Origin of the sequence: Terrabacter sp. 2YAF2 (genome assembly GCF_052114705.1) — a bacterium.
Lineage (GTDB): Bacteria > Actinomycetota > Actinomycetes > Actinomycetales > Dermatophilaceae > Terrabacter.
In genome coordinates this window covers 1-24,450 of the sequence record NZ_JBFRFG010000030.1, presented here as the reverse complement: position 1 = coordinate 24,450, position 24,450 = coordinate 1, and the positions used below count along the sequence as shown (strand labels likewise).

Sequence of the window (24,450 nt, the reverse complement as noted above, 5' to 3'; positions counted from 1 at the left end):
TGGGCACACGGCATACGCCCAACGGACGCCCCCACGGGAGTAGGACAGGGGGATGACTGGTCATGTTGCACACGCGAAGGTCACGGTCGACGCCACGCCGCAGCAGGCGTGGCACGCGCTCACCGACCCGGACACCGTCCGGCAGTGGATGGTGGGCACCGAGGTCAGCACCGACTGGCAGGTCGGCAGCCCGATCACGTGGCAGGGCGAGATGAACGGCAAGCCCTACCAGGACAAGGGAGAGGTGCTCGAGGCCGATGCGCCCCGCCGCCTCTCGGTCACGCACTACAGCCCCCTGATGGGCCAGGAGGACCGGCCCGAGAACTACCACACGATCATCTACACGCTCGAGGGCGACGGCTCCGGGCCGACGACCGTCACGCTCGAGCAGGACGGTAACGACTCGCAGGAGCAGGCTGAGCAGTTCGGGCAGAACTGGCAGTCGATGCTCGACGCCTACAAGGCCACGGTGGAGTCCACCTGAGCCATCCGGAAAATCACTGCAGCACAAGCAGATCGGCGCCGACGTGCGGGTCGGCGCCGATCGGCGTGACGGTGGGGCCTCAGCCCAGGCGCGCTTCGAGCGAGATCGGGACGGCCTTGAGGGCCTGGCTCACGGGGCAGTTGGTCTTGGCATCCTCGGCGGCCGCCTGGAAGTCCTCGGCGGAGATGCCCGGGACGTCACCGACGACGCTCAGCGCGATCTCGGTGATGCCCGTGCCCGGCACGAAGGTGACGTTGGCCGTCGTGTCGAGCGTGGTGGCGGGCGTGCCGGCCTGAGCGAGCCCGTTGGACAGCGCCATCGAGTAGCACGAGGAGTGCGCTGCGGCGATGAGCTCCTCGGGGCTCGTCTTGCCGTTCGAGGACTCCGCCCGCGAAGGCCAGTTGACGTCGTACGTGCCGATGCCCGAGCTCTCGAGGCTCACCTGGCCGGACCCCTCGAACAGGGAGCCCTCCCAGTGCGTGCTGGCGGTGCGGGTGGTAGCCATGCCGTGCTCCTTCGCTGTCCTGTCGACGCGGCCGGACGGGTCGCCGGCCTCCGGGAAGAGAACTACGCAAGCCTTACCCGCTGTTCCCCTCGCGGCAAGGGGCTCGCCTGTCGAGACGTTCCGACGGGCGCGTTCGCGGCTCAGCGCGCCGCGAGCGAGGCGTCGTAGAGCGCCTTCTTGGACAGGCCCGTCCGCGACGCGACATCGGCCGCGACGTCCTTGAGCCGCTCCCCGGCATCCACCCGCTGTCGTATGCCGGCAACGGCCTCCTCGAGGGAGGGCACCACCCGCTCGGCGCCCGCCACGACGACCGTGATCTCGCCCTTGACGCCCTCCTGCGCCCAGGCGACGAGCTCGTCGAGAGTGCCGCGTCGGACCTCCTCGTAGGTCTTCGTCAGCTCGCGGCACACGGCTGCCCGACGCTCCGGCCCGAAGGCGTCCCGCATCGCCGCGAGCGTCTCGGCCAGCCGGTGCGGCGCCTCGAAGAAGACGATGGTGCGACGCTCCTCGGCGACCTCGGCGAGGACCTTGGCGCGCTCCCCCGGCTTGCGCGGGAGGAAACCGTCGAAGCAGAACCGGTCGACGGGCAACCCCGAGACGGCCAGCGCCATGAGGACGGCGCTCGGCCCGGGAACGCACGTCACGCGTACTCCTGCCTCGACCGCAGCAGCGACGAGACGGTAGCCGGGGTCGGAGACGGACGGCATCCCGGCGTCCGTGACGACGACGACGCGCTCCCCCGCGACGAGGCGGCCGACGAGGTCCGGGGTGCGGGCGGCCTCGTTGTGCTCGTGGTAGCTGACGACGGACCCGGTCGGGGTGACGGCGAGGTCGGTGAGCAACCGGCGCAGACGGCGGGTGTCCTCGGCCGCGACGACGTCGGCGGTCGCCAGCTCCTGCGCCAGGCGCGGCGCGGCGTCCCGCGGGTCGCCGATCGGCGTGGCTGCCAGGACGAGGGTTCCGGTGCTCATGGCGTCATCCTCGCAGGGCCACTCACGCCCCCGGCCGCGACAGTGCGCCACCTGGTGGGTTGTCGCTGCAGCGAGAGGTCGCCGGCCGCGACAACTGTCCACGTGGTGAACTCTCGTGTCCAATGAGAGGTCCCCATCGTGGACTCGAAACGCTCGTGAAACGTCGACGCGGTACGACAGACCCATGAGCACCAAGAGCCGCACCGACACGACCGAGCAGCTCCTCGAGGCCGACCGCCGAGAGCCGAACGTCGCGACGTTCGCCTCCGGGGTCTCGTCGGCGCAGCAGCACGCCGCGCTCCGGGCCTCCGTGCGACAGCTCGGCACGCTCTTGGGTGAGGCCCTGACGCGGCACGAGGGGCCCGAGCTGCTCGCCCTCGTCGAGCGGGTGAGGGCGCTGGCCCGCGAGCCCGAGGATGCCGAGCTGCGCGCCCTTCTCGAGGGCGTCGATGCGCCGACCGCCGTCATCCTGGCCCGCACGTTCACCGCCTACTTCCAGCTCGTCAACGTCACCGAGCAGCTGCACCGCTGGCAGGAGCTGAGCGCCGTCGACGAGGCGCCGCTCGCCGCGACCGTGCGACGCATCGGCGAAGCGCTCGACGCCGGCACCCTGGAGCGTGACGAGCTCGACGACGTGCTGGCCCGCCTCGAGTACCGGCCTGTCTTCACCGCCCACCCCACCGAGGCGACGCGCCGCACCGTCCTCAACCTGCTCCGCCGCATCGCGGTGACCGTCGACGAGCTCGAGGACCCGCGCCGGCCGGCCACCGACGGACCGCGAGCCGAGCGACGGCTCGCCGAGCTCGTCGACATGATGTGGCAGACCGACGAGCTGAGGATCGTCCGGCCGGAGCCCACCGACGAGGCGCGCACGGCCCTGCACACGCTCCGGTTCCTCGCCGACCAGGTGGTGCCCGACCTGCTCGCCGAGCTCGACCGGACGCTCGCGGGCATCGGCGTCCAGCTCCCGGCGACGGCCCGGCCCCTGCGTTTCGGGGCCTGGGCCGGCGGCGACCGCGACGGCAACCCCAACGTGACGCCTGCGGTCACCCTCGCGGTCATCGGCATGCAGCACGACGCCGGCATCGCCGAGCTCGTCGAGAAGCTCGACCACATGCTCCACGAGCTGTCGTCCTCGACCCGCTTCGTCGAGGTCACCGACGCGATGCGCGAGAGCCTCGAGCGGGACGCGGCGGCCCTCCCGGTCACGTACGACGCGGTCCGGCGCCTCAACGCGGAGGAGCCCTACCGGCTCAAGCTGAGCTTCGTCCGCGTGCGCCTGCTCCGGACCCGGGACCGCCTCACCCACGGCACCGCGCACGAGCCCGGTCGCGACTACGCGACCTTCGACGATCTGCTCGAGGACCTCGTGCTCATCCGTGACTCGATGCACGCCGGCGGCGACGCCCTGACCGCCGACGGCGCCATCCTCCGCCTGATCCGGACCGTGGTCGCCACGGGCACGGGCCTCGCCACGCTCGACATCCGTGAGCACAGCGCCAAGCACCATGCCGCCCTCGCCGAGCTCTACGACCGCATCGGCGAGCTCGACACCCCCTACGGCGAGCTCGACGCGCCGGCGCGCATCGAGCTGCTCTCGCGTGAGATGGCCTCGCGCCGACCGCTCACGGGAGCGGGTCTCCACGACGTGGGCGACGCGGCATCCGCCTCCCTCTCGCTCATGACGGCGATCAGGCGGGCTCTGGACACCTACGGTCCCGAGGCGGTCGAGACGTACATCGTCTCGATGACCCACGACGTCGACGACCTCTTCGCCGTCGTCGTCCTCGCCCGCGAGGCCGGGCTCCTCGACACCGGCGACGACACCACCCCCGCGACCGCGCGGATCGGTTTCGCCCCGCTCTTCGAGACCGTCGCCGAGCTCGAGGCGGCCGGCCCGCTCCTCGACGCGCTGCTCTCGGACCCGTCGTACCGCCGCGTCGTCACGGCCCGGGGTGACGTGCAGGAGATCATGCTCGGCTACTCCGACTCCTCCAAGGACGCGGGAATCGCCGCGTCCCAGTGGCAGATCCACCGAGCGCAGCGCGCGCTGCGCGACGTCGCCCGCCAGCACGGCGTCGTGCTGCGGCTCTTCCACGGTCGAGGCGGCTCGGTGGGCCGCGGGGGTGGCCCGACGGGTGAGGCGATCCTCTCCCAGCCGTATGGCAGCCTCGACGGCCCGATCAAGATCACCGAGCAGGGTGAGGTCATCAGCGACAAGTACACCCTGCCCGGGCTGGCACGGTTCAACCTCGAGACCGCTCTCGCCGCGGTCCTCGAAGCGTCGGTGCTGCACCGCAGGTCGCTGCTGCCGCGGGACGTCCTCGACGGCTGGAACGGGACGATGGACCTCGTCGCCGGCCGCGGCCAGGACGCCTACCGCGGCCTGGTGGGCGACTCCCGCCTCGTGCCGTTCTTCGTGTCGGCCACGCCCGTCGACGAGCTCGGGAAGATGAACATCGGTTCCCGCCCTTCCAAGCGCCCTGGCGGGACCGGCGGCCTCGAGGACCTCCGCGCCATCCCGTGGGTCTTCGGCTGGACGCAGACCCGGATCATCCTGCCGGGCTGGTTCGGGGTCGGGTCGGGTCTCGCCGCCGCCCGCGAGGACGGCCGAGAGAAGACGCTGCGCGAGATGTACGGCTCCTGGGCCTTCTTCCGCACCTTCCTGTCGAACGTGCAGATGACGCTGGCCAAGAGCGACCTGGAGATCGCGGCGGGCTACGTCCGCACGTTGGTGCCCGACGACGTCGCCGGCGTCTTCGACACGATCCGCGAGGAGCACGCCCGCACCGTCGAGGAGGTGCTCCGCGTCACCGGACAGAAGGACCTGCTCGAGTCGGCGCCCGTCCTGCGCCGCACGCTCCACCTGCGCGACAGCTACCTCGCGCCGCTCCACGCGCTGCAGACGTCGCTGCTCGCCCGGTCGCGTGCGGTGCCCGAGGACACCGAGCCCGACACGGACGTGCAGCGAGCGCTGCTGCTGACGATCAACGGCATCGCCGCCGGGCTGCGCAACACGGGCTGAGCACGTATGCCGTCCCGCGGCTCGGGTGCGACCGCTCGCTCACTCGTGGGCCGTGTCACCGGCATCGCGCGCACCTGCCCCGCCGGCGGCTCGGAGCATCCGGGCCGCCTGCTCGCGCATGACGTCGCGCAGCTCCGGTGGATCCAGGACGGTCAGCTCCCACGGCATGGCGCCGAGGTGCATCGCCATGGCGCCGAGGTCGTTGCCGCCCGCCTCGAAGAGGGAACGGTCGGGACCTTCGGCCGTCACCGTGCCGACCGACGCGGGAACGTGCTGGTCCACCAACGACTTCGGGGCCTCGATGCGAACCCGCGCAACGTGGTCGTAGGCCCCACCGGAGATGGAGCGCTGCACGTGCTCGGCGGCGTCGGGGGCCTCACGAGGGCTGAAGCGCCAGCCGCGTGACTGCGCGTCGGTCATGCGGTCGAGCCGGAAGATGCGCCAGTCGTCACGGTCGAGGTCGTAGGCCAACAGGTACCACCGGCGTCCCGTGGCGACGAGGCGGTAGGGCTCGACGCGGCGTTCGCCCGAACCGCGCGGGCCGGCATACGCGAAGGTGACGCGCTCGGTCTCCCGGCAGGCACGGGCCAGCAGGAGCAGGGTCGCGGCGTCGACCCGCTCGACGCCGCTGTCGAGCGTCACGGTGGCTTCGTGGATGGCCTCGACCTGCGCGCGCAGCCGACCGGGCAGCACCTGGTCGAGCTTGGCCAACGTGCGCACCGCGGCCTCCCCCAGACCCTCGACGGTGCCCCCGGCCGCGAGCCGGAGACAGACGGCCACGGCGACCGCCTCGGAGTCGTCGAGCAGCAGCGGCGGCAGGCGTCGCCCGGCCCCGAGCTGGTAGCCGCCGCCCGCGCCGTGCGCGGCGTTGACGGGGTAGCCGAGGTCGCGGAGCCGTTCGACGTCGCGGCGCACGCTGCGGGTCGTGACGCCCATGCGGTCGGCGAGCTCGGTGCCACTCCAGACCGGACGGCTCTGCAGCAGGTCGAGCAGGCGCAACACCCTGGCCGCAGTGCCGGTGCCGTCGGACGAGGAGGACATGTCCTCGAGTCTGGCAGCCTCAGCGGACAGGAACTGTCCTATATGACGAGCATTCTCGATCCATGACCACGACACAGACCCCCATCGACTGGACCTCCGTCCTGCTCGACCAGGCCGCCCGACACTGGACCAACCAGCTGCGCCCCCGCTTCGAGGGACTCACCGACGAGGAGTACCTCTGAGCCCACCCCCGGAGCCTGGAACGTCCACCCTCGCGGGCAGGGCACGACCGGCATCCAGGGTGGCAGCGGCGAGCTGACGATCGACTTCGCCTACCCCGAGCCGGTCCCGGCGCCGATGACCACCATCGCGTGGCGGCTGGCCCACATCGTCGTCGGTGTGCTCGGCGCCCGGGTGCACAGCCACTTCGGCGGACCGGAGGTCGACTACCTCTCCTTCGACTACGCCGGCACGGCCCACGAGGCGCTCACCCAGATCGACGAGGCGTTCGCCGCGTGGACCGCCGGCGTGCGCGGGTGGGACGAGGCGGCCCTCGCGGAGCCCTGCGGCCCGAGCGAGGGTCCGTGGGCAGAGCACCCGCGCGTCGAGCTCGTGCTCCACATCAACCGCGAGCTCATCCACCACGGGGCCGAGATCGCCCTGCTCCGTGACCTCTACGCCCACCGCAACGACTGAAAGCAGGAACGAGCCATGGCAGCCCACGTCCCACCCGTCGCCGACGAGCGAGAGAGCCTCATCGCCTACCTCGACCAGCAGCGCGACGCGTTCGTCACCGTCGCCCACGGCCTGACGGAGGAGCAGATCCGCCTCGCCCCGACCGCTGGCACGCTCAGCATCGGCGGCCTCATCAAGCACGTCACGACGTGCGAGCGCGGGTGGACCGAGAGAATGGCCGCCGCACCCGAGGCGCCGCCGCCACCCGACCAGTCCGTCGAGCAGCAGGCAACCGCCTCGGGCGACGACTTCCGCGTCACGGCCGACGACACGCTCGAGTCGCTCGTGGCCGCGCTCGCGGCGCAGGGGGACGTGACGCGGGAGGTCCTGCGCCACGCCGACCTCGGGGCCGCGGTGCCCGTGCCGCGCGACGCCCCGTGGTTCCCGAAGGACGTCGACGCGTGGTCGGTGCGCTGGGTCGCGATGCACCTCGTCGAGGAGCTCGCCCGGCACGCCGGGCACGCCGACATCGTCCGTGAGTCGATCGACGGGGCGACGATGTACGAGCTCGTCGCGGCGCGCGCGGGCTGGCCCGAGACGCCGTGGCTCAAGCCGTGGCGCTCGGCAGCCGACGCCCCGGCCTGACCCGACAGTCGCCGGAGCACAAAGGCAGCACAAAGGCAGCACAAAGGCGAAGGGCCCTTGGGAGTATGAGTCTCAAGGGCCCTTCTGGTTTGACCGGTCGATGGTGACACTCCCGATCGACGTCTCGTCTCCTCCGGTCCCGGCCGCCTCGTCACCCGGCTGCCGCGGTGGGCTGCCCCACCGTGTGGACCCTCGTCTCCGAGTCGTCCCGCTCTCCCCGAAAGGAGGGCGTGAGGAAGTTCTATCCCTCGCCGCGCAGGCTTCGCAGGCTTTTCGAGAAACTGGTCGTCGATCCACGGATCACCGGGGTCTCGTCACTGTTTCCGAGGTGGCTCGGGCGGCTGGAGCAGACGCTCCCGCAGGAAGCCGACGACCGCATCGACGGCCTCGGGGTGGCGGTGGTCCGTCAGCGTCGCGTGCCCGGAGCCCGCGAGCTCCACCCGGATGAAGCCGTCCCCGAGCACCTGCTGGAGCGTGTCGAAGCGGGTGCCGGTGACCCAGTCGTGCCGGTACCGCACCCCCAGCAGTGGACAGCCCTGCGCGACCCGCTCGGCGACGGCGGCCAGGTCCTCGGGGGTGAGGTTCACGTCCGCGGCCCGCCTGGCGCCCAGCGGCAAGGGGGTCGCCGGCTGCGCGACGACCGGCGCCACGACGGCCGGCTCGACCATCATCGCCAGGGCGAACCCACCGGTGACACACATGCCGACCACCCCGACGCCGGGGCCGCCGTCCGTCGCGTGCACCGTGCGGGCCAGGCTCCGCAGCCACCCGGCGAGCGGCGCGGTGTGCCCGGCCGCGAAGATCGTGAACTCCCGCGTGAGGCACAGCCGGGGCACCACGCGCGCGGCCTCCCACGTCCGGGGTGGCGCGTGCGAGCTGCCGAAGAGGTGCGGCAGCACGACGGCGAAGCCGGCCCGGACGAGGTCGTCACCGAAGTCGATGACCTCGGGGGTGAGGCCCGGGCTCTCGTGGATGACGATGACGGCCGGGCCGTTGCCGCGACGGTAGGTCGGGTAGGCGCGGCCGTCGGCCTCGTGCCGCCCCGCCTCCCACTCCGCCAGCAGCGACATGACAGCGACAGTACGCCGACGCCCGGCCCCGCGTCCCCCGCGAAGTTACGCTGACGGCATGTCGACCCCAGCGATCGCGGCAGAGCGCAAACGGTTCGGCGGACTGCTCGCCCCCTCGGAGCGCGACCCCGCCCCCGTCACGGAACCGGCCGTGCAGCGCGGGCTCCGTCGCGAGACGGTCCTCGTCCTCGGCGTCAGCCTCGGGTCGTCCGCCGTCTACGCCGTGCTCAGCATCATCGAGAAGCTGACCCGCCCGGTCCCGCTGTCGCAGCAGACGACGGCGATGAACCAGTCGGCGACCCCGGGTCGGCCCTGGCTCGACCTCGCCTACCAGCTCGCCGGCATCGTCCTGCCCCTCGTCGCGGTGGCGCTCGCGCTCTATCTGCTCAACCACATCCACCGGCCCGCGGTCGACGTCCGGGCCGGCCACTTCGTCGGACTCGACCGTCGGGAGCCGGTCCGCGACCTGCTCCGCGGACTCGGCCTCGCCGCCGTCATCGGCATCCCCGGGCTCGGCTTCTACTTCCTCGCCAAGGCGATCGGCATCAACACCCAGGTGTCGGCGGCCAACCTCGAGGCCGTGTGGTGGTCGGCGCCCGTGCTCGTCCTCGCCGCCATCGAGAACGCGCTGCTCGAAGAGGTCATCATGGTCGGCTACCTCTTCACCCGCTGGCGCCAGACCGGATGGTCGTGGCCGCTCGTCATCGGCCTGTCGGCGGTCATCCGCGGCAGCTACCACCTCTACCAGGGGTTCGGCGGCTTCGCCGGCAACATCGTCATGGGCCTCGTCCTCGGGCTCGTCTTCGTGCGGACCCGCCGCGTCATGCCGCTCGTCGTGTGCCACTCGATCCTCGACATCGTCGCGTTCGTCGGCTACTCCGTCCTGCGGGCCCGCGGCGTCTCGCTCTGACCGTCCCGCACGCACGCGCGGAGCCTGCGCGACCCACCCAGCGACACTGCATACGATGGCGCCCATGAACTCGGCCAGGCAGGTGCGCGCTCGCCTGCTCGGAGACCCGGCCAACGACTTCCGCCTGACCCGGCGCACGGCCGGGCGCATCGCCTGGCTCGGCTGGGGCGGCCCGCTCTTCTTCATGCTCGTCGGCGGCTTCATGCGCTTCTGGCACGTCGGCGCCCCGCACCAGCTGGTCTTCGACGAGACGTACTACGTCAAGCAGGGCTGGTCGATGGTCCTCTACTGGTTCGAGATGAAGAACGACGAGGTGCTGCAGCAGGCCAACCAGGTCGACCAGCACTTCACCGCCAACGACCCGATGATCTACGGCACCGAGGGCGACTTCGTGGTCCACCCGCCCGTCGGCAAGTGGCTCATCGGGTGGGGCGAGGCGCCCTTCGGCATCCTCAACTCCTTCGGCTGGCGCTTCGCCGTCGCCCTAGCCGGGACCATCTCGATCCTCATGCTCGGTCGGATCGCCCGCCGGCTCTTCCGCTCCGACCTGCTCGGCACCGTCGCGGCCGCGCTGCTCGCCTTCGAAGGACACCACTTCGTCCACTCCCGCACCGGCCTGCTCGACATCTTCGTGATGTTCTTCGGTCTCGCGGCGTTCGGGGCGCTGCTCATCGACCGCGACAAGGCCCGGGAGGTGCTGGCCCGCCGCGTCGGCGACCGAACGCGCTCCGCCATGTCGTGGATGGGGCCGTGGCTCGGCTGGCGGCCCTGGCGGTGGGTCGCCGGCATCATGCTCGGCCTCTGCGCCGGCGTGAAGTGGTCGGGCCTCTACTTCCTCGTCTTCTTCGGGCTGCTCACCGTCCTGTGGGACCTCGGTGCGCGCCGGGCCGCCGGAGTGCGCGGCTGGTCGGTCGGCGGAGTCGTCAAGGACGGGCCGTATGCGTTCGGGCAGGTCGCCGTCACCGCCGTCGTCACGTACATCGCGAGCTGGACCGGCTGGATCCTCACGAAGGGCGGATCGTTCCGCACCTGGGCGCAGAACAACCCCGACACGGACTACGGCTGGCTTCCCGACTGGTGGCGCTCGCTGTGGGCCTACCACCAGCAGATGTACGCCTCGACCCAGGCGATCACGAGCTCGCACCCGTACCAGACGAACCCGTGGTCCTGGCTGATCCAAGGACGGCCGACGTCGTTCTTCTACGAGGGGCCGAAGAAGGGCGCCGACGGGTGCCTCGTCGACCAGTGCAGCAAGGCGATCACCTCGATCGGCACCCTGTCGATCTGGTGGGGCGGAACGCTCGCCATCTTCGTGCTGCTCTTCATGTGGGCGCTGCGTCGGGACTGGCGCGCCGGCGCGATCCTCTGTGCCCTGTTCGCCGGCTACCTGCCGTGGTTCTTCCTCGGCAACCGGACGATCTACTCGTTCTACGAGGTCGCCTTCGTGCCGTACGTCGTGCTCGCGTGCGTGTACGTGCTCGGGCTGGTCATCGGCGGCCGCGACGCGTCGTCAACCCGGCGCCGGATCGGCCTGGGCGTCATGGGTGCCTTCGTCCTGCTGACGATGGGGCTGTTCGCGTTCTTCCACCCGATCTACGTCGCCGACGTCATCCCGCTGCAGGAGTGGCAGCGCCGGATGTGGTTCCCCAGCTGGGTCTGAGGACTACAGCCATTGACGTAGGACACCTTCCGACGGCAGCAGGTCGACCGGTTCGGTGGCCGTCCCTAGCGTCAGCGCATGATCATGGGGTCGCCGACGTCAAATGCCCGTGGACTGCACCGATACCCTCGGTGGCTGGCCCGACTGCTACCGGCCGTCGTGGCCGCGGCGGCTCTGCTCGTGGGGGCTCCGGCTTCCCCCGGCTGGACCGCCGGCGCGGCTGACGAGGTGCACTACACCTTCACCGGATCGACGTCGGTCGCGATCGACTGGCGTGGCACCGCAAACGACGTGCGGTGGGGCACGAGCACGGCATACGGCCAGACGGCGACCGCCTCTGCCCCCGGATGGACGCCCTGGTCGTCGCCCGGACCCTTCTGGCAGCTCGAGCTGGGCGGCCTGGTGCCGGGCACGACGTACCACTACTCGATCGGCGGCGGACCGGACTACACGTTCCACGCACCTCCCACGTCGAGCTTCCGCTTCGACGCGATCGGCGACGTGGGCGACACCGTGAACTTCTCCAAGCTCGGCGCGACGTTCGACAACATCAGCGCCGACGACCCGTCGTTCGTCCTCATGGTCGGCGACCTGACCTACGCCAACGGCACGACGATCGCGGCGGTCGACCAGCACTTCAACGACGTCATGGGGTGGAGCACCCGGGCCGCGTACATCCCCGCGTGGGGCAACCACGAGTACGACGTCGCGGGCTCGGACGACCTGCGCAACTACAAGGGCCGGCTGCTCATGCCGCACGCCGCGGCCTCCCCCGGCTCGCCGGCGATCTCGTCCGGCGGCAACGACTGGGGCTGGTTCGACGCCGGCTCGGTGCGGTTCATCGCCTACCCCGAGCCGTGGACGGGCGCCTGGACCGACTGGCAGTCCAAGGCGGGTCCGCTGATGCGGCAGGCGCAGGACGACCCGAACATCAAGTACATCGTCACGTACGGCCACCGGCCGGCATACTCGACCGGCTACCACCCCGGCGAGGCCCAGATCGCCTCGATCCTCGACGGGTTCGGGCAGAGCTACAGCAAGTACGTCCTCAACATCAACGGCCACTCGCACGACTACGAGCGGTTCCAGCCGATCCAGGGCGTCACTCACGTCACCGTCGGCGCCCCGTCGTCGCTCGAGACGCCGTGGACGAGCACCGACCCGCGCACCGCGTTCCGTACCTTCCACCTGTCGCACATGCGCGTCGACGTCGGCCCGACCGGCCTCAAGCTGCAGGCGATCTGCGACTCGTCGACCACCAAGGAGGACATGACGTGCTCGGCGGGCAGCGTCATCGACGAGTACGTCATCGGCACGCCGCCGGTGCTGCCGGTCGCCACCTCCTTCTACGTGGACAAGACGAGCCCGGTCTGCAGCGACTCGGGCAGCGGCACGTCGAGCGCGCCGTTCTGCACCGTCACCAAGGGCGTGAGCCGCCTGCAGGCAGGCAACGTCCTCTACATCGGCGACGGCACCTACGCCGAGTCGATCAAGCCGTCCGCGTCGGGCACGGCGAGCGCCCCGATCACCATCACGAGCTGGCCCGGCCGCAACCCCGTCATCGGCACGGGCGTGACCAACGGTGCCTACATCTCGGCAAAGAGCTACATCACCCTGTCCAACCTCACCTTCACCGGGACGATCGGCGACGGCATCTACGTGACGAAGAGCGACCATGTCACGGTGCGCGGCAACACGGTGACCAACGCCGGCCGGCAGGCTCAGGGAGCCACCGCCCCCGGCATCAGCATTCGCGCCACGAACAGCTCGCTCGTCGCCGACAACAACACCAACCACAACAGCGACACCGGCATCTACGTCACGAACACCTCCACCGGCGACACCGTGACGGACAACGAGTCGAGCTTCAACGCCCAGGGCTGGCAGCGCAACGCCAACGGCATCAACGTCACGAGCCCGGGCAACGTCGTCACCGGCAACGTGACCCACGACAACGAGGACTCCGGCATCCAGCTCTACACGGGCGGCAACAACAACCTCGTCACCCTCAACGTCACGTACAACAACGGCGACCACGGCATCGACAACCTCAACGTGACCGGCGGGACGATCGTCGGCAACACGGTGTTCCGCAACTGCACGAGCGGCATCAACCTCGAGGGCGCGACGTCGGGCAGCTACCGGATCGCCAACAACGTCGCGGTCGACAACGCCGTCTACCCCGCCTATGCCGGGATCGCGTGCGCCCGCCGCGCCGGCAACATCGGCGTCTGGGACGGCGCCCAGAACAGCACGCTGGTCGACCACAACCTCGTCTACCTCAGCAAGACCGGCGTCATGTATGCGTGGGGCACGACGTTCACCAGCCTCACCGCGATGCGCACGGCCTCCGGGCAGGAGGCCGCGGGCGTCCAGGCCGACCCGAAGTTCTCGGACACCGGCACGTGGGACCTCTCGCTGCGCGAGGGCTCCCCAGCCATCGACCGCGGTGACAGCGGGGTGCCCGGTGCGCAGCCCACCGACATCCTGGGCTACCCGCGCGTCCGCGACCCGAACGTCGCCAACACGTTCGCGGCCGGTCCCCGCCTCTACGACGACCTCGGCGCCTACGAGTACCAGCCCGACGTGCAGCCGCCCGTGGTGCAGCCGCCGGTCGCGGGCCTGACGCTGACGCCGACCACGGGAACGGCCCCGCTGGCCGTGAGCGCCGACGCGTCCACGTCGACCGACCCACAGGGCCAGGCCCTCAGCTACTCGTTCGACTTCGGTGACGGCACGACCCTGGCCGGGCAGCCGGCCGCCGTCGCGAGCCACACCTACCAGTCCTCCGGCACGTACACGGTCACCGTGACTGCCCGGAACACCTCCGGCCTCACTGGTACGGCGAGTGGTTCGGTGGTCGTCTCGCCGCCCCCACCGCCGGTCCAGCCGCCCTCGGCGAGCCTCGTCATGACGCCCGCCAACGGCACCGCCCCGTTGTCGGTCACGGCCGACGCGTCGGCCTCGACCGACCCGCAGGGCCAGGCCCTGACGTACGCGTTCGACTTCGGTGACAAGACGACGCTCCCGGCCCAGTCGTCGCCCACCGCCACGCACGTCTACACCGGCGTCGGCACGTTCACGGCGACAGTGACGGTGACCAACGCCAGCGGCCTGAGCACCGCGACGACCGCCACGGTGGTCACGACGGCCCCGACCGTCCAGCCGCCCGCCGCCTCGTTGACGGTGACGCCGGCCAGCGGGACCGCACCGCTCGCACTGACCGCCGACGCATCCGCGTCGATCGACCCACAGGGCCAGGCCCTGACGTACGCCTTCGACTTCGGTGACGGCACCACGGTGTCCTCGTCGGCGACCGCGACTGCCGACCACACCTACACGGCCGCCGGCAGCTACACCGTCACGGTCACCGTCACCAACGCGTCCGGCCTCAGCGACACCACCGCCCGGACCGTGTCCGTCACGCCGCCGCCACCGCCGGCGCAGCCGCCCGTCGCCTCGCTCGGCGTGACCCCGACTAGCGGGACGGCACCCGTGAACGTGATGGCCGATGCGTCCGCATCGAGCGACCCCCAGGGGCAGGCCCTCTCGTATGCGTTCGACTTCGGTGACGGCGCCACGGCCGGCTCATCGACGACCGCGACCTCGGCCCACACCTACACGGCCGCCGGCAAGTTCACGCTCACGGTGACGGTCACCAACACGTCCGGGCTCACCGCGACCGACCAGAAGGTCGTCACGGTCTCGGCGCCTCCCCCGCCGGACCTGCCGCCGGCGGCCTCGCTGACGGTCACGCCGTCCACCGGCACGTCACCGTTGCAGGTCTCCGCCGACGCCTCGGCATCGACCGACCCGCAGGGACAAACCCTCTCGTATGCGTTCGACTTCGGTGACGGTGCCACCGTGCCCGCCTCCGGGACGGCGACCGCGAGCCACACCTACGCCACCGCGGGCAGCTACACGGTCACGGCGACGGTGGCGAACGCGTCAGGGCTGACTGCGACCGACCAGAAGACCGTCACGGTCTCGGCGCCTCCCCCGCCGACCCAGCCGCCGACGGCATCGCTGACGGTGACCCCGTCCAGCGGCACCGCGCCGGTGACGGTCACGGCCGACGCGTCGGCGTCGAACGACCCACAGGGACAGGCACTCTCGTACGCCTACGACTTCGGTGACGGCACCACGGTCCCGGCGTCGGCGACCTCGAGGGTCACCCACACCTACTCGGCTGCGGGGAGATACACCGTCGCGGTGACGGTGACCAACACGTCGAGCCTGTCCGCCACGGCCACCGGCCCCGTCACCGTGACGGCGCCGATCCAGCCGCCGACGGCGTCACTGACGGTGACCCCGTCCAGCGGCACCGCGCCGGTGACGGTCACAGCCGACGGGTCGGCCTCGACCGACCCGCAAGGCCAGGCCCTGACCTACGGCTTCGCCTGGGGCGACGGCACGACGACGGCCGCCTCGGCGACCGCGACGGCCACCCACGCCTACACGACGATCGGCACGCGGACGGTGACGCTCACGGTCACCAACACGTCTGGCAAGACCGCCACGGCCACGAGAACGGTGACGGTGGCGGCGGTCGCGCCGCCGACGGCCTCCTTGACGGTGACCCCGTCCAGCGGCACCGCGCCGGTGACGGTCACGGCCGACGCGTCGGCCTCGACCGACCCGCAGGGCCAGGCCCTGACCTACGGCTTCGCCTGGGGCGACGGGACCACGACGGCCGCCTCGGCGAGCGCGACCGCCACGCACACGTACACGACGACGGGGACCAGGACGGTGACGCTCACGGTCACCAACACCTCCGGCAAGACCGCCGCGACCACGAAATCGGTGACCGTGACGGCACCCCTGCCCGGCTACGTCGGGACCGTCGGCACCGCCTCGTCCACCGTGACGAGCTCCAGTGGCGTCATCACCCTCGGCCCGACGACGACCGTCCAGCAGAACCACCTGGTCGTCGTCACCCTCGAGATGCTGGCGAAGTCGGGGACCGGAAATGTCTCCGCCACCGACACCGCTGGAAACACCTACAGCGTGGCGCGGTCCGTGACCGTCAGCGGCGCCCGACTCGTCGTCCTCACCGGGCTCACGACCAAGCCGCTGCCGGCGGGCGCGAAGATCACGGCGACGTTCCCGGGCGCGACGACCTACCGGATGGTGGCCGATGACCTGCTCGGCGTCACCAAGGTCGACCAGGTCGCGTCCGCCACGGGGACGAGCCAGCTGTTCTCGTCCGGGTCGACCCCGCTGACGAAGTCGGCCCGCGAGGTCGTGTACGGCGTGGTGTCCTCGTTCACCTCGTCGAGCAACCCGACGTGGACGTCCGGCTGGACGGCGCTGACCCCACAGGCCACGGCGAACACCAACCTGGGCCGGGCCTACCAGCTGCCGACGGCGGTCGGCACCTTCCAGGCCAACGGCACCACGGCGGGCACGTGGGCGGCCCTCCTGCTCACCTTCCAGCCGTAGCCCGGGCGCCGCGCCGGAGCCCTCCGACGCGGCGCCCGCCGTCGGCCGGTCAATTGGGTGCGGCAGTCGCCGTGGTGTTATCGTTCCTTCCGCACCAAGGGGCTGTGGCGCAGTTGGTAGCGCGTCTCGTTCGCAATGAGAAGGTCAGGGGTTCGAATCCCCTCAGCTCCACCACATGGAAACCCCGTCCCACCTGCGGAAACCTGCAGGAGGGGCGGGGTTCTGACTTTGTCATCCGCCCGTATCCCGACGATGTGTCCCCCCGGTGTCCCCCGGGGTCACATTGAGCCTCGCCAGCCCGACCAGATCGGCCCCGGTTCCGAGGAAGTGCAGGTAGCGGTTCGTCGTGCCGATGGACTCGTGACCCATCCACGCCTGGACCGTTCCGGGGTCGACCCACGGGCCAGCCACAGGCACGCGGCGGTGTGGCGCAGGTCGTGGATCCGGCGCCCGCGGCCCGTGGTAGGCCACTGCAGGGTGCGGAGCACGGCCGAGCGGTGCAGCCGCGACCCGCGTTCGGTCGTGAGCAGCAGGTCTCCGGGAGACTTGCCGACGCTCATATCGAGCACGAGGGGAAGCACCCGGTTGGCGAGCGGAACGCGGCGCGAGGACCGGCCCTTGGCGGACTTGACCGCGCCACCCTCCGGCTGGGACCGACGGACCAGCAGCCCCGGCGTCGGGACCTCGACGACGTCGGCCACCCGCAGCGACCGGGCCTCTGCCCACCGCACGCCTGTCCAGGCGAGGACGAGAAGGATGTCGGCGAGCCGGGGCGCCGCCCTCGACTCACCGGCGGGTCCACGGACCCCAGCATGCCGCGGAAACGGCAGAATCAAAGTAGTCGATCGTTCATCAGGAGACGCCATGCCGGGAGCAGGACAGCCGAGCTCGGCCCGTCGCCGTTGGGCCATCGCGTGGAGCGTGCGTGTTGCGTTCGTGGTCGCCGTCGCCGCCGCGGCCTGGGTCGCAAACCGGGTCTTCGACTCCGGCTGGGTTGCTCTAGCCGTGGGCTGCCTTGTCCTCACGACGCCCTGGACTCTCTACCTGCTCATCACGCATCGCCAGCCCCAGGGCGGGCAGGCAAAGCAGGCGGCCGCGACAACTCCGCGCGAGACGTCTGACGATTCGGACGTCGCGGCGGCCGGGCGCGAGGCCTACCGAAAGGTCCGACAGGATCTCTTCCCACTGGCCAGCCGCCCTGAGCTGCTCTCGAAGCCCTTGGCCGGCGCCCGGGAGGCTTGGGAGCGAAGCCACCCGACGCCGCCGACCAAGGATGCCCGTGAAGAGGACGGGCCGACTGCTCCTCCTCAGTGAGCGCACCAGGTGCTGAATCGGATCACACGCACATGCCGCCCGGAGGACGGGAGGTCCGACATTGCCGCGATGAGGCTCCTCCGATTACTGCCGGGCGCGACTGCCTAGACTTCCGGGGTTGCCGACGACGCAGAGCCTGGTCGGCGGGGTGCTCCCGCCGGACTGCGAGAGCAGAGAGAAATAGTGGATGAACTTGTAGCTGGTCTGGCCGGCATCGCGCTCACCCTGGCTATCTTCGTCACCTACTACGGGGTTAGAGAGCGCCGTCGTCAACGAGGCGCGGCACCGAGGCAGGAACGCTTCTCCCGTACGGGAGAGGCGCGAATCCCTGTCGAGTACGAGGACCGCCCGGACGGGAATCTGCCGACGGAGCCCACGTCGTTGAACGGATCATTCACCTTGGCCATCAAGGACCGCGGAATCACTGCGGATCCAAGGCCGCCGGCACTCTTCGGCGACCCAAGTACCTTCTGGCGTTGCCTGCTGGCAGACCTTCACGACGGAACTCTTCCCCTCGTCGAGATCCAGGGGGATGCCTACCTCCTTGCCAGGTTGAGCTTCCCGCCAAGCGGCCGAGTCCTTCTTCGGCTGCTTTCCGCGGACCTCCAGATCCTTCGCCAAGTCGAGACGGTGGAAGGCACGCGGACCTGACCGGCCCGCATCAGAGACTCCCGCAAGGGCGGGACGTGATCGCTTGGAGGACGTCCGGAAATGCCGCTCGTCGGACAACGTCCGCCAATGCCGCAGACGGATCACTGGAACTCTGCCAGCCGGTCCTCCACGCCCAGAACCCGCTGCACCCAGGGGTGTGAAAGCAGAAGACACTCTCGTGATGAAAGTCGCCGACTGCGGTCACTCGTGGCCGGACGAGCCCGGGGGAAGGTAGTGGTGGGCGAACGGCTCGACCTCAGCCGGAGCTGGACCGAGGTAGACCACGACGCGGCACCCCGGGTCACCCACGGCGATCCGTTCCTCTAGCAGCACCGAGGCTCCGTCCTGGGTGTTACGTGCGGCGATGCCGCCGAAGACGCTCGACGTCATGCGGCACAGTGCAGGCGCACGGCGAACAGGGTCGCCGAAGGGACACCGCGTGTTCTCCAGGACGATCCGCTCGGCGCTCGCCTCGACGACCCGGAAGTCGCCCTCGATCGCCTGCTTCAGCCGCACGTAGCAGCGGCCCATCTGCTCCGGTGTCAACCGGCCCGTGATCTCCTCGGCGAGCCGGAACTCCGCCTCCATCTGGCCACCCACGTCGGTGCCGACCTGGGCGACCGCAATCTCGGCGGCGTCCGGCCCGTGCTGCTCCTCGACGGCACGCGACATCTGCACGACCAGAGCCCGTAGGAACGACTCTCTTCCGAAACCGCCCTCCGGTCGCGTCTCCTGGAGGGTCGGCAGCACGCCGCTGTGGTGTCGTGGCGGGTCGACGCTCGCCGTCCGCCGGCGCGGCACCGGCAGCCGAAAGGTGACCACGACGCCGGCGTGCTTCCTGAGCGAGACCTCCACATCCGGTGCCAGCGCCTGCATGATGAGCAACCCCCGACCCGACTCGGCCTCGAGCTGGGCGCTGGCCAAGAGCCCGTTCGCCTCCCCCGGCACCTCGCCAGCGGGCCCCGGCGCGGCGGTGAGGGCGGGCGCGGGGACCGAACCGTGCTCCATCCGGTCGAGGCTTGCCACGTCGAAGCCGGGCCCGATGTCAAAGACCTGCAGCACTGGGAGCTGTGACGTCCACGTCAACGAGACCCACACGGGTCCACCCGTGTGCCGGACAGCGTTGCCAACGGCCTCGGAGGCGACCAACCTGGCATCAGCGATGGCGGCGTCGCTTCCCGGGGCTGCATGTCGCGTCAGGTGACGGACGAGTTCACGTCTGAAGTCGCCGACCTGGTCGGCGTCCCCGAGGAACCAGTCCATGGGCAGAGTGTCCCCAGTGATCGTTCCCGTCGCAAGGTTTGCGTCGTTCTGTCTAACCCTGCGGCGCCTGAATGAAGGACTTGTCACCGCTCATCAACCGGTGCCAGCGTCGAATCTTCGGCTCTGCGAGGCTCCATGGCCAGTTCAACCACCGGCGGGCTAACACAACCCAGTAGGCACCCGAGACCTGCATCTACTTCACAAGGCGGGATGTCCGCACATGCCGCTCTCAGGCCGCGGGTCGGTCCACCTCGAGGATCGCACCCCCGCCGGCGTGATGGTCGGTAGCCCTACTATCTGGGCATGTCGACGATGCCGGTGGGTGCAACGGGCTGGGTGGACCGCAAACAGGACGGGTCTTTCAATGCCCAGCTACGCGGACCTATGACCCGAAGCGATGCACGGAGGCTGGCGGAATGACTGCTGGAGCAGACACAGCCCGATGAGAACGCCGCTCAGGTGGCCGAGCCTGAAGACTGACTCCGGCGTCAGGGCGGAAGAGGCACTGCTACACCGTGGACCCTTCCGCGCTACCTCAGGACGTGCGCTGCCTTCTACGAAACGTCCGCTTCTGCCACCGACCGGTCGTGCCGATGTGAGGAAGTCTCGGCCCTGCTGTTCATGCCGCTGGCCACCCCGACGAGAGACCGGCACAGGGGCGGGTGCTTCGCAGCCGAACTCCGAACGTCGCCGTTGTGGTTCGCTGACCTGGTTGGAGGCCGTGGTTGCGGAGCGCAGGATGCTCGATCTGCACAAATCGCACCTTTCCGGCTTTTGACCACCAAAGGGCCATACCAGACTCTACGCTTGCGCGGATCGTGCCCGTTGGGGCGCGCTGTGTAGGAGCAGGGGTGGAACGGTGCGACGTATTCGCATAGCCGCGGTGGCCGGGATGGTCGTGCTGGGCTGGGTCGCAGCGCTGTTGGTTGCCGCGCCCGTGGCCCTCGCTGCCACGGGAGGCGACATTGCCGTGATCGGTGCACAGGTCACCTCAACGCGGTTCTCGGAGGGCGATTCGTATCCTGCCGGCCCGGTCGCGGGTACCCCGACATCGCGGGTCGACCCTGCCTCCGCAACGGTCACCGTCTTGGTGAAGGACTCCTCGACCGGCGGCTCGGCCACGATGACCATGGCGTGGCCGGCCCGGACCGGCTCCTGGGTCCTCAGTCCGAACGGGTCCGACCCGGAGCAGACCGTCAAGCTGACCCGTGACCGCGGGGACTACAACTGCATTGACGGCACCCTGACGGTCTATATGGCCCAGCCGACCGCGACGGGGGAGGTCGCGGCGCTGTCTGCCGACCTGACGGGGGTCTGCGGCGCCGCTCAGATCCGGATCGGGGACAACGACCCGACTCGCGCTGTGTCGGTTCCGCGCGCCGCCAGCGTCTACGTGGGCGCCCTCAGCGGCACTGTGATCACCCGTGACGTGACCGTGACCAACACCGGGGACAGGCCGTGGAAGGCCGGCACGTCCAAAGTCGCCTCCTACTTCTATCCGTCGCTGTTCAAGGTCGTCCCGGGCGGGGACCACTGCGCGGGTGTCACCTTGGTGACCGGGCAGACGTGCACAGTGACGGTCACGGTGACAGCTGTTAACGCGAGTGATTGGACCTACTCCGACGACCTACTCGTCCCTGGCGACAGCCCTACGACCTTGGTCGTGCCGTTGTCCATCGAGGGCTACAGCCCGGTGGAACCGCCCACCGCGTTCACCGTGGCGCCGGGGCGACTCTCGGCGACGGTGTCGTGGCAGGCGCCGAGCACACTGCCGGGTGTCGGCTACCGCGTCTACGACGTCACCGGCGGCGGCCGCACCTTGGTCGCCACCGCTCCGAAGTCCGCCACTCAGGTCAACGTGCCAGGCGCAGGCCCGCGCCGCCTGGCCCTGGTGGCGGCGAACGGGCGGTTCGCTGAGTCACCCGATGTCCTCCTCGACGTGCCCGCAGTCACCAGCGAGGTCGTGGGCAACGACTGGCACGGCCCCGCCGTCTCCTTCACCCCCGACGCGCCCCCTTCCGCGGGCCGGCCCTTGACGGTCGAACGAGTCGACCTCGACCCGTCCCGGACCCGGTGGCTCAGACCTCGCCCGGTTGGCAGTGGTCAGTCTCTGACGGTGTGCCCGGTTGCGACCGAGCAGTGCACGGCGGTGCCCGGCACCGACAACCTCGCCAACCCGGACGCAGACTTCCCTTACGAGGCGCGGTGGCTGCCCGATGGCACCATCGCCTTCTTGCGTGGAAACTCCTCCCAGCTGCGGACCCTCTGGGTCGTGCGCCCGGACGGGACCGGCCTGCGCAAGATCGCGGACGTCCCGGACCACCAGGTGCTGGTGCCCGCACCGGACGGTACCCAGGTCGTGCTGCGCAGCGAGTCCGGCATCGACGCCCTGGTGCGGGTCCGCCTCTCCGACGGCAGCATCACCGTGATCTCGGGCACCGACCGGGTCGACGGCTTCACCATCTCCAACCGCGGACAGCTGGTCCTCGTGCGTCGGGACGACAGGTATTCCATGGCCGGCCGTCGCACCACCACGGTCATGAACCTGGACGGCTCGGGGGCACACGTGCTGCCGCTGCCGGTCGGGGACAATCGCGCGGTCACGTTCGACCCCACGGGCACCCAGGTGGCCTTCGCCCGCTACACCAGCGACTTCGAGGCGACGATGTGGGTGGCCGCCGCGGACGGCGCCGGCGCCCGACAGCTCTCCACCCGCATCGCCTACTGGGACAACCCGAAGTGGTCAGTGGAAGACCAGCTCGCGCCCGCGGCCAGCGTCACCGTCCCGGCCTACACCGCCCGGAGCGCCACAGCTTCGATTGGCGCGGCTGACGGTGACGACGCAGCGGGATCGCTGAGCAGGGAGTGCCGCCTCGACGCCGCGACCACCTGGAGCCCCTGCGGCCCAACCCTGCCCCTCGCCGGGCTCACCGTCGGGACCCACACGGTCAGCGCCCGCGTGACCGACCCCGGCGGCAAGCAGTCGGCCGTGGTCTCGAAGAGCTGGGTAGTCTCGGCGCGTGGTTTCGACGGGGACGGGATCTCCGACATCCTCGCCGTCACCTCGACCGGAAGCCTCCGGTTCTACCCCGGCAACGGGAACGGCTACGTCAACAACTCATGGCAGATCGGCGCCGGCTGGAACATCTTCAACACCGTGTTCTCCCCCGGCGACTTCACCGGTGACGGGAACGCGGACCTGCTTGCCCGCAAGCCCTCGGGGGCGCTGATGCTCTACCGCGGCAACGGCGCCGGCGGGTTCAGTGGTGGCGGAGTGCAGATCGGCACCGGCTGGGGCATGTTCAACACCGTGCTCTCCCCTGGCGACTTCGACGGCGACGGCAACTCCGACCTGCTCGGCCGGACCCCGCGCGGGGACCTCTACCTGTACCGCGGCAACGGTGCAGGCGGGTTCATCGGCGGCGGCGTGCGGATCGGCACCGGCTGGAACATGTTCAACACCGTCATCAGCGCCGGCGACTTTGCCGGCGACGGTCACCCGGCGCTGTTCGGCCGCACCCCCGGTGGCGCGCTGTACCTCTACCGTGGCAACGGCGCGGGCGGGTTCAACGGCGGCGGCGTCCAGGTCGGCGCCGGCTGGGGCATCTTCCGGACGATCTTCTCCGCCGGAGACCTCAACGGTGACGGCCACGACGACATCGTGGGGATTAAGCCGGACAGCACCTTCATGGTGTACGACGGCAGCGGCACCGGCCGCTTCACCGTCGCCGGTCGCCGGGCCGGCTGGGGCTGGACTTTCCCCACCGTGTTCGGGGTGCGCTGACCCCAGCTCGCGCACCGACGATGGTCCCGCCCGCACCCCGGGTGGGGCCATCGTCACGCCTGCGTGACCGTGGCGCGCCGTGTGCCGCGCGCGGTCCCCGCCCACATGTCCCCGAATGGCGCCTTGCTTTCCGGAGCCTGCTCGACCTCGGGCTACAACTGTCGCCAATCTCGGGCAAAGCGCAGCTCGCACAGGAACGCGGCTACGAAGAGCGTGACCGCACCTCCATGCGACATCCGGTCATGCAGCTCGTCGCGCGACGCCCGACCATTCGCTCTTGGGCGGCCGGTCGTCGCGATCACTGCGCAGCATCCGCCTAGAACCACTGAAATAGGTGGCTCAGTAGCTGGCCGGCTCTCTTGAGCGGCCCCGCATTCGCCTGCCAGATGAGTTCCTCGCGCACGGAGGACTGCGTCACGTATCGGGCGAGGGGGTCTGTACCTTTGCCCTTCACGAGGTCGCCCTGGAAGATCTTGTAGGTGATGTGCCAAGACGCAACCCCTAAGAGTTCGCCGGCCTCATCCCTGGTGATCACATGCTCGACATCGAGGTTGGAAGCCTCGTGCGGTCGCCAGTCCGCGGGCCGTGCTTCCTCAGGCTGGGGCGGACGGACCTTGTTCACGAACGACGGATGCATGGCGCCCGATCGCAGGTACATCTGTTGGGCCTTCACGACGCTGACACCTTTGGCGCCGAGAGCAAATCCAGGCTCGCGAGACTCGCTCGGATCGTCTTCCCAGAAGCAGACCGGGCACAGCTCGTAAATGTCGCGCTCGAGCAGTGTGCGATACCCGCAGCACGGGCATGCGTGTCGATCGGTCACGGGTCTCATTCTGCCGGTCGACAGCGCCGTTGTTCAGGCTCATGCCGCGGGGCGGTCGTGCCTGCGGCATCATCGCGGACATGACGCAGCGGATCTCACTGCCTGACGCCGGCGTGGAACTCGAGCTCCCGGAAACCGAGGACGGCTACATCTCGGCTGTTCTTTGTCGGAAACCCGGCGGCACGGTCTCATGGCAGGCGCGCCCTCCCGAGGGTGAAGGCGACGCTTGGGTCACGGTCGCCCTCGA

Annotated in this window: 17 protein-coding genes and 1 tRNA gene; 11 read left to right on the top strand and 7 right to left on the bottom strand. The window is 70.2% G+C overall.

Annotated elements, in window-relative coordinates:
* Window positions 1-52: 52 nt before the first annotated feature.
* Window positions 53-484: an SRPBCC domain-containing protein gene (locus tag AB4030_RS21120; protein ID WP_442281163.1), complete on the top strand. Its 432-nt coding sequence runs from the start codon at window positions 53-55 to the stop codon at window positions 482-484.
* A gap of 79 nt (window positions 485-563) precedes the next feature.
* Here the strand turns inward: AB4030_RS21120 and AB4030_RS21115 are convergent, their stop codons facing one another.
* Window positions 564-989, bottom strand: a complete 426-nt coding sequence (locus AB4030_RS21115; protein WP_330476399.1) for an OsmC family protein — start codon at window positions 987-989, stop codon at window positions 564-566.
* A gap of 140 nt (window positions 990-1,129) precedes the next feature.
* On the bottom strand, window positions 1,130-1,960 hold the full coding sequence (gene rsmI / locus AB4030_RS21110; RefSeq protein ID WP_442281162.1) for a 16S rRNA (cytidine(1402)-2'-O)-methyltransferase: 831 nt from the start codon (window positions 1,958-1,960) through the stop codon (window positions 1,130-1,132).
* A 184-nt stretch (window positions 1,961-2,144) separates the two neighbouring features.
* On the opposite strand from rsmI, the gene ppc reads away from it, so the two are divergent.
* A complete protein-coding gene (gene ppc / locus AB4030_RS21105) occupies window positions 2,145-4,985 on the top strand; it encodes a phosphoenolpyruvate carboxylase (protein ID WP_442281161.1) in 2,841 nt (946 codons plus the stop codon).
* Between the two features lie 39 nt (window positions 4,986-5,024).
* Here the strand turns inward: ppc and AB4030_RS21100 are convergent, their stop codons facing one another.
* Window positions 5,025-6,026 (bottom strand): helix-turn-helix transcriptional regulator, encoded by a 1,002-nt coding sequence (locus AB4030_RS21100; RefSeq protein WP_442281160.1) that lies wholly within the window; start codon window positions 6,024-6,026, stop codon window positions 5,025-5,027.
* Between the two features lie 234 nt (window positions 6,027-6,260).
* On the opposite strand from AB4030_RS21100, the gene AB4030_RS21095 reads away from it, so the two are divergent.
* Window positions 6,261-6,662, top strand: a complete 402-nt coding sequence (locus AB4030_RS21095; protein ID WP_442281176.1) for a DinB family protein — start codon at window positions 6,261-6,263, stop codon at window positions 6,660-6,662.
* Between the two features lie 15 nt (window positions 6,663-6,677).
* Window positions 6,678-7,286, top strand: a complete 609-nt coding sequence (locus tag AB4030_RS21090; RefSeq protein WP_442281159.1) for a DinB family protein — start codon at window positions 6,678-6,680, stop codon at window positions 7,284-7,286.
* Window positions 7,287-7,600: 314 nt separating this feature from the next.
* Here the strand turns inward: AB4030_RS21090 and AB4030_RS21085 are convergent, their stop codons facing one another.
* Window positions 7,601-8,356 (bottom strand): dienelactone hydrolase family protein, encoded by a 756-nt coding sequence (locus tag AB4030_RS21085; RefSeq protein WP_442281158.1) that lies wholly within the window; start codon window positions 8,354-8,356, stop codon window positions 7,601-7,603.
* Between the two features lie 58 nt (window positions 8,357-8,414).
* On the opposite strand from AB4030_RS21085, the gene AB4030_RS21080 reads away from it, so the two are divergent.
* From AB4030_RS21080 to AB4030_RS21065, 4 genes are all read left to right on the top strand, one after another.
* Window positions 8,415-9,266 carry a CPBP family intramembrane glutamic endopeptidase gene (locus AB4030_RS21080; protein WP_442281157.1) on the top strand — a complete coding sequence of 284 codons (852 nt, stop codon included), beginning with the start codon at window positions 8,415-8,417 and terminating at the stop codon, window positions 9,264-9,266.
* A 64-nt stretch (window positions 9,267-9,330) separates the two neighbouring features.
* Window positions 9,331-10,926, top strand: a complete 1,596-nt coding sequence (locus AB4030_RS21075; protein WP_442281156.1) for a dolichyl-phosphate-mannose--protein mannosyltransferase — start codon at window positions 9,331-9,333, stop codon at window positions 10,924-10,926.
* A 78-nt stretch (window positions 10,927-11,004) separates the two neighbouring features.
* Window positions 11,005-16,368 (top strand): PKD domain-containing protein, encoded by a 5,364-nt coding sequence (locus tag AB4030_RS21070; protein ID WP_442281155.1) that lies wholly within the window; start codon window positions 11,005-11,007, stop codon window positions 16,366-16,368.
* A gap of 98 nt (window positions 16,369-16,466) precedes the next feature.
* Window positions 16,467-16,542 (top strand) — tRNA-Ala (locus tag AB4030_RS21065).
* A 104-nt stretch (window positions 16,543-16,646) separates the two neighbouring features.
* Here AB4030_RS21065 and AB4030_RS21060 read toward each other — a convergent pair.
* Window positions 16,647-17,234: a tyrosine-type recombinase/integrase gene (locus AB4030_RS21060; protein WP_442281175.1), complete on the bottom strand. Its 588-nt coding sequence runs from the start codon at window positions 17,232-17,234 to the stop codon at window positions 16,647-16,649.
* A gap of 55 nt (window positions 17,235-17,289) precedes the next feature.
* Here AB4030_RS21060 and AB4030_RS21055 point away from each other — a divergent pair, with 55 nt between their 5' ends.
* Window positions 17,290-17,682, top strand: coding sequence for a hypothetical protein (locus tag AB4030_RS21055; protein WP_442281154.1), 393 nt, complete (start codon window positions 17,290-17,292; stop codon window positions 17,680-17,682).
* Between the two features lie 183 nt (window positions 17,683-17,865).
* Window positions 17,866-18,333 (top strand): hypothetical protein, encoded by a 468-nt coding sequence (locus AB4030_RS21050; RefSeq protein WP_442281153.1) that lies wholly within the window; start codon window positions 17,866-17,868, stop codon window positions 18,331-18,333.
* A gap of 201 nt (window positions 18,334-18,534) precedes the next feature.
* On the opposite strand, the gene AB4030_RS21045 is transcribed toward AB4030_RS21050, so the two are convergent.
* The gene (locus tag AB4030_RS21045) at window positions 18,535-19,596 is read right to left on the bottom strand and encodes a methanogen output domain 1-containing protein (protein WP_442281152.1); all 1,062 of its coding nucleotides are present in this window, start codon (window positions 19,594-19,596) and stop codon (window positions 18,535-18,537) included.
* A gap of 1,090 nt (window positions 19,597-20,686) precedes the next feature.
* On the opposite strand from AB4030_RS21045, the gene AB4030_RS21040 reads away from it, so the two are divergent.
* Window positions 20,687-23,380, top strand: a complete 2,694-nt coding sequence (locus AB4030_RS21040; protein WP_442281174.1) for an FG-GAP-like repeat-containing protein — start codon at window positions 20,687-20,689, stop codon at window positions 23,378-23,380.
* Window positions 23,381-23,696: 316 nt separating this feature from the next.
* On the opposite strand, the gene AB4030_RS21035 is transcribed toward AB4030_RS21040, so the two are convergent.
* Window positions 23,697-24,203 carry a CPCC family cysteine-rich protein gene (locus AB4030_RS21035; protein ID WP_442281151.1) on the bottom strand — a complete coding sequence of 169 codons (507 nt, stop codon included), beginning with the start codon at window positions 24,201-24,203 and terminating at the stop codon, window positions 23,697-23,699.
* Window positions 24,204-24,450: the final 247 nt, after the last annotated feature.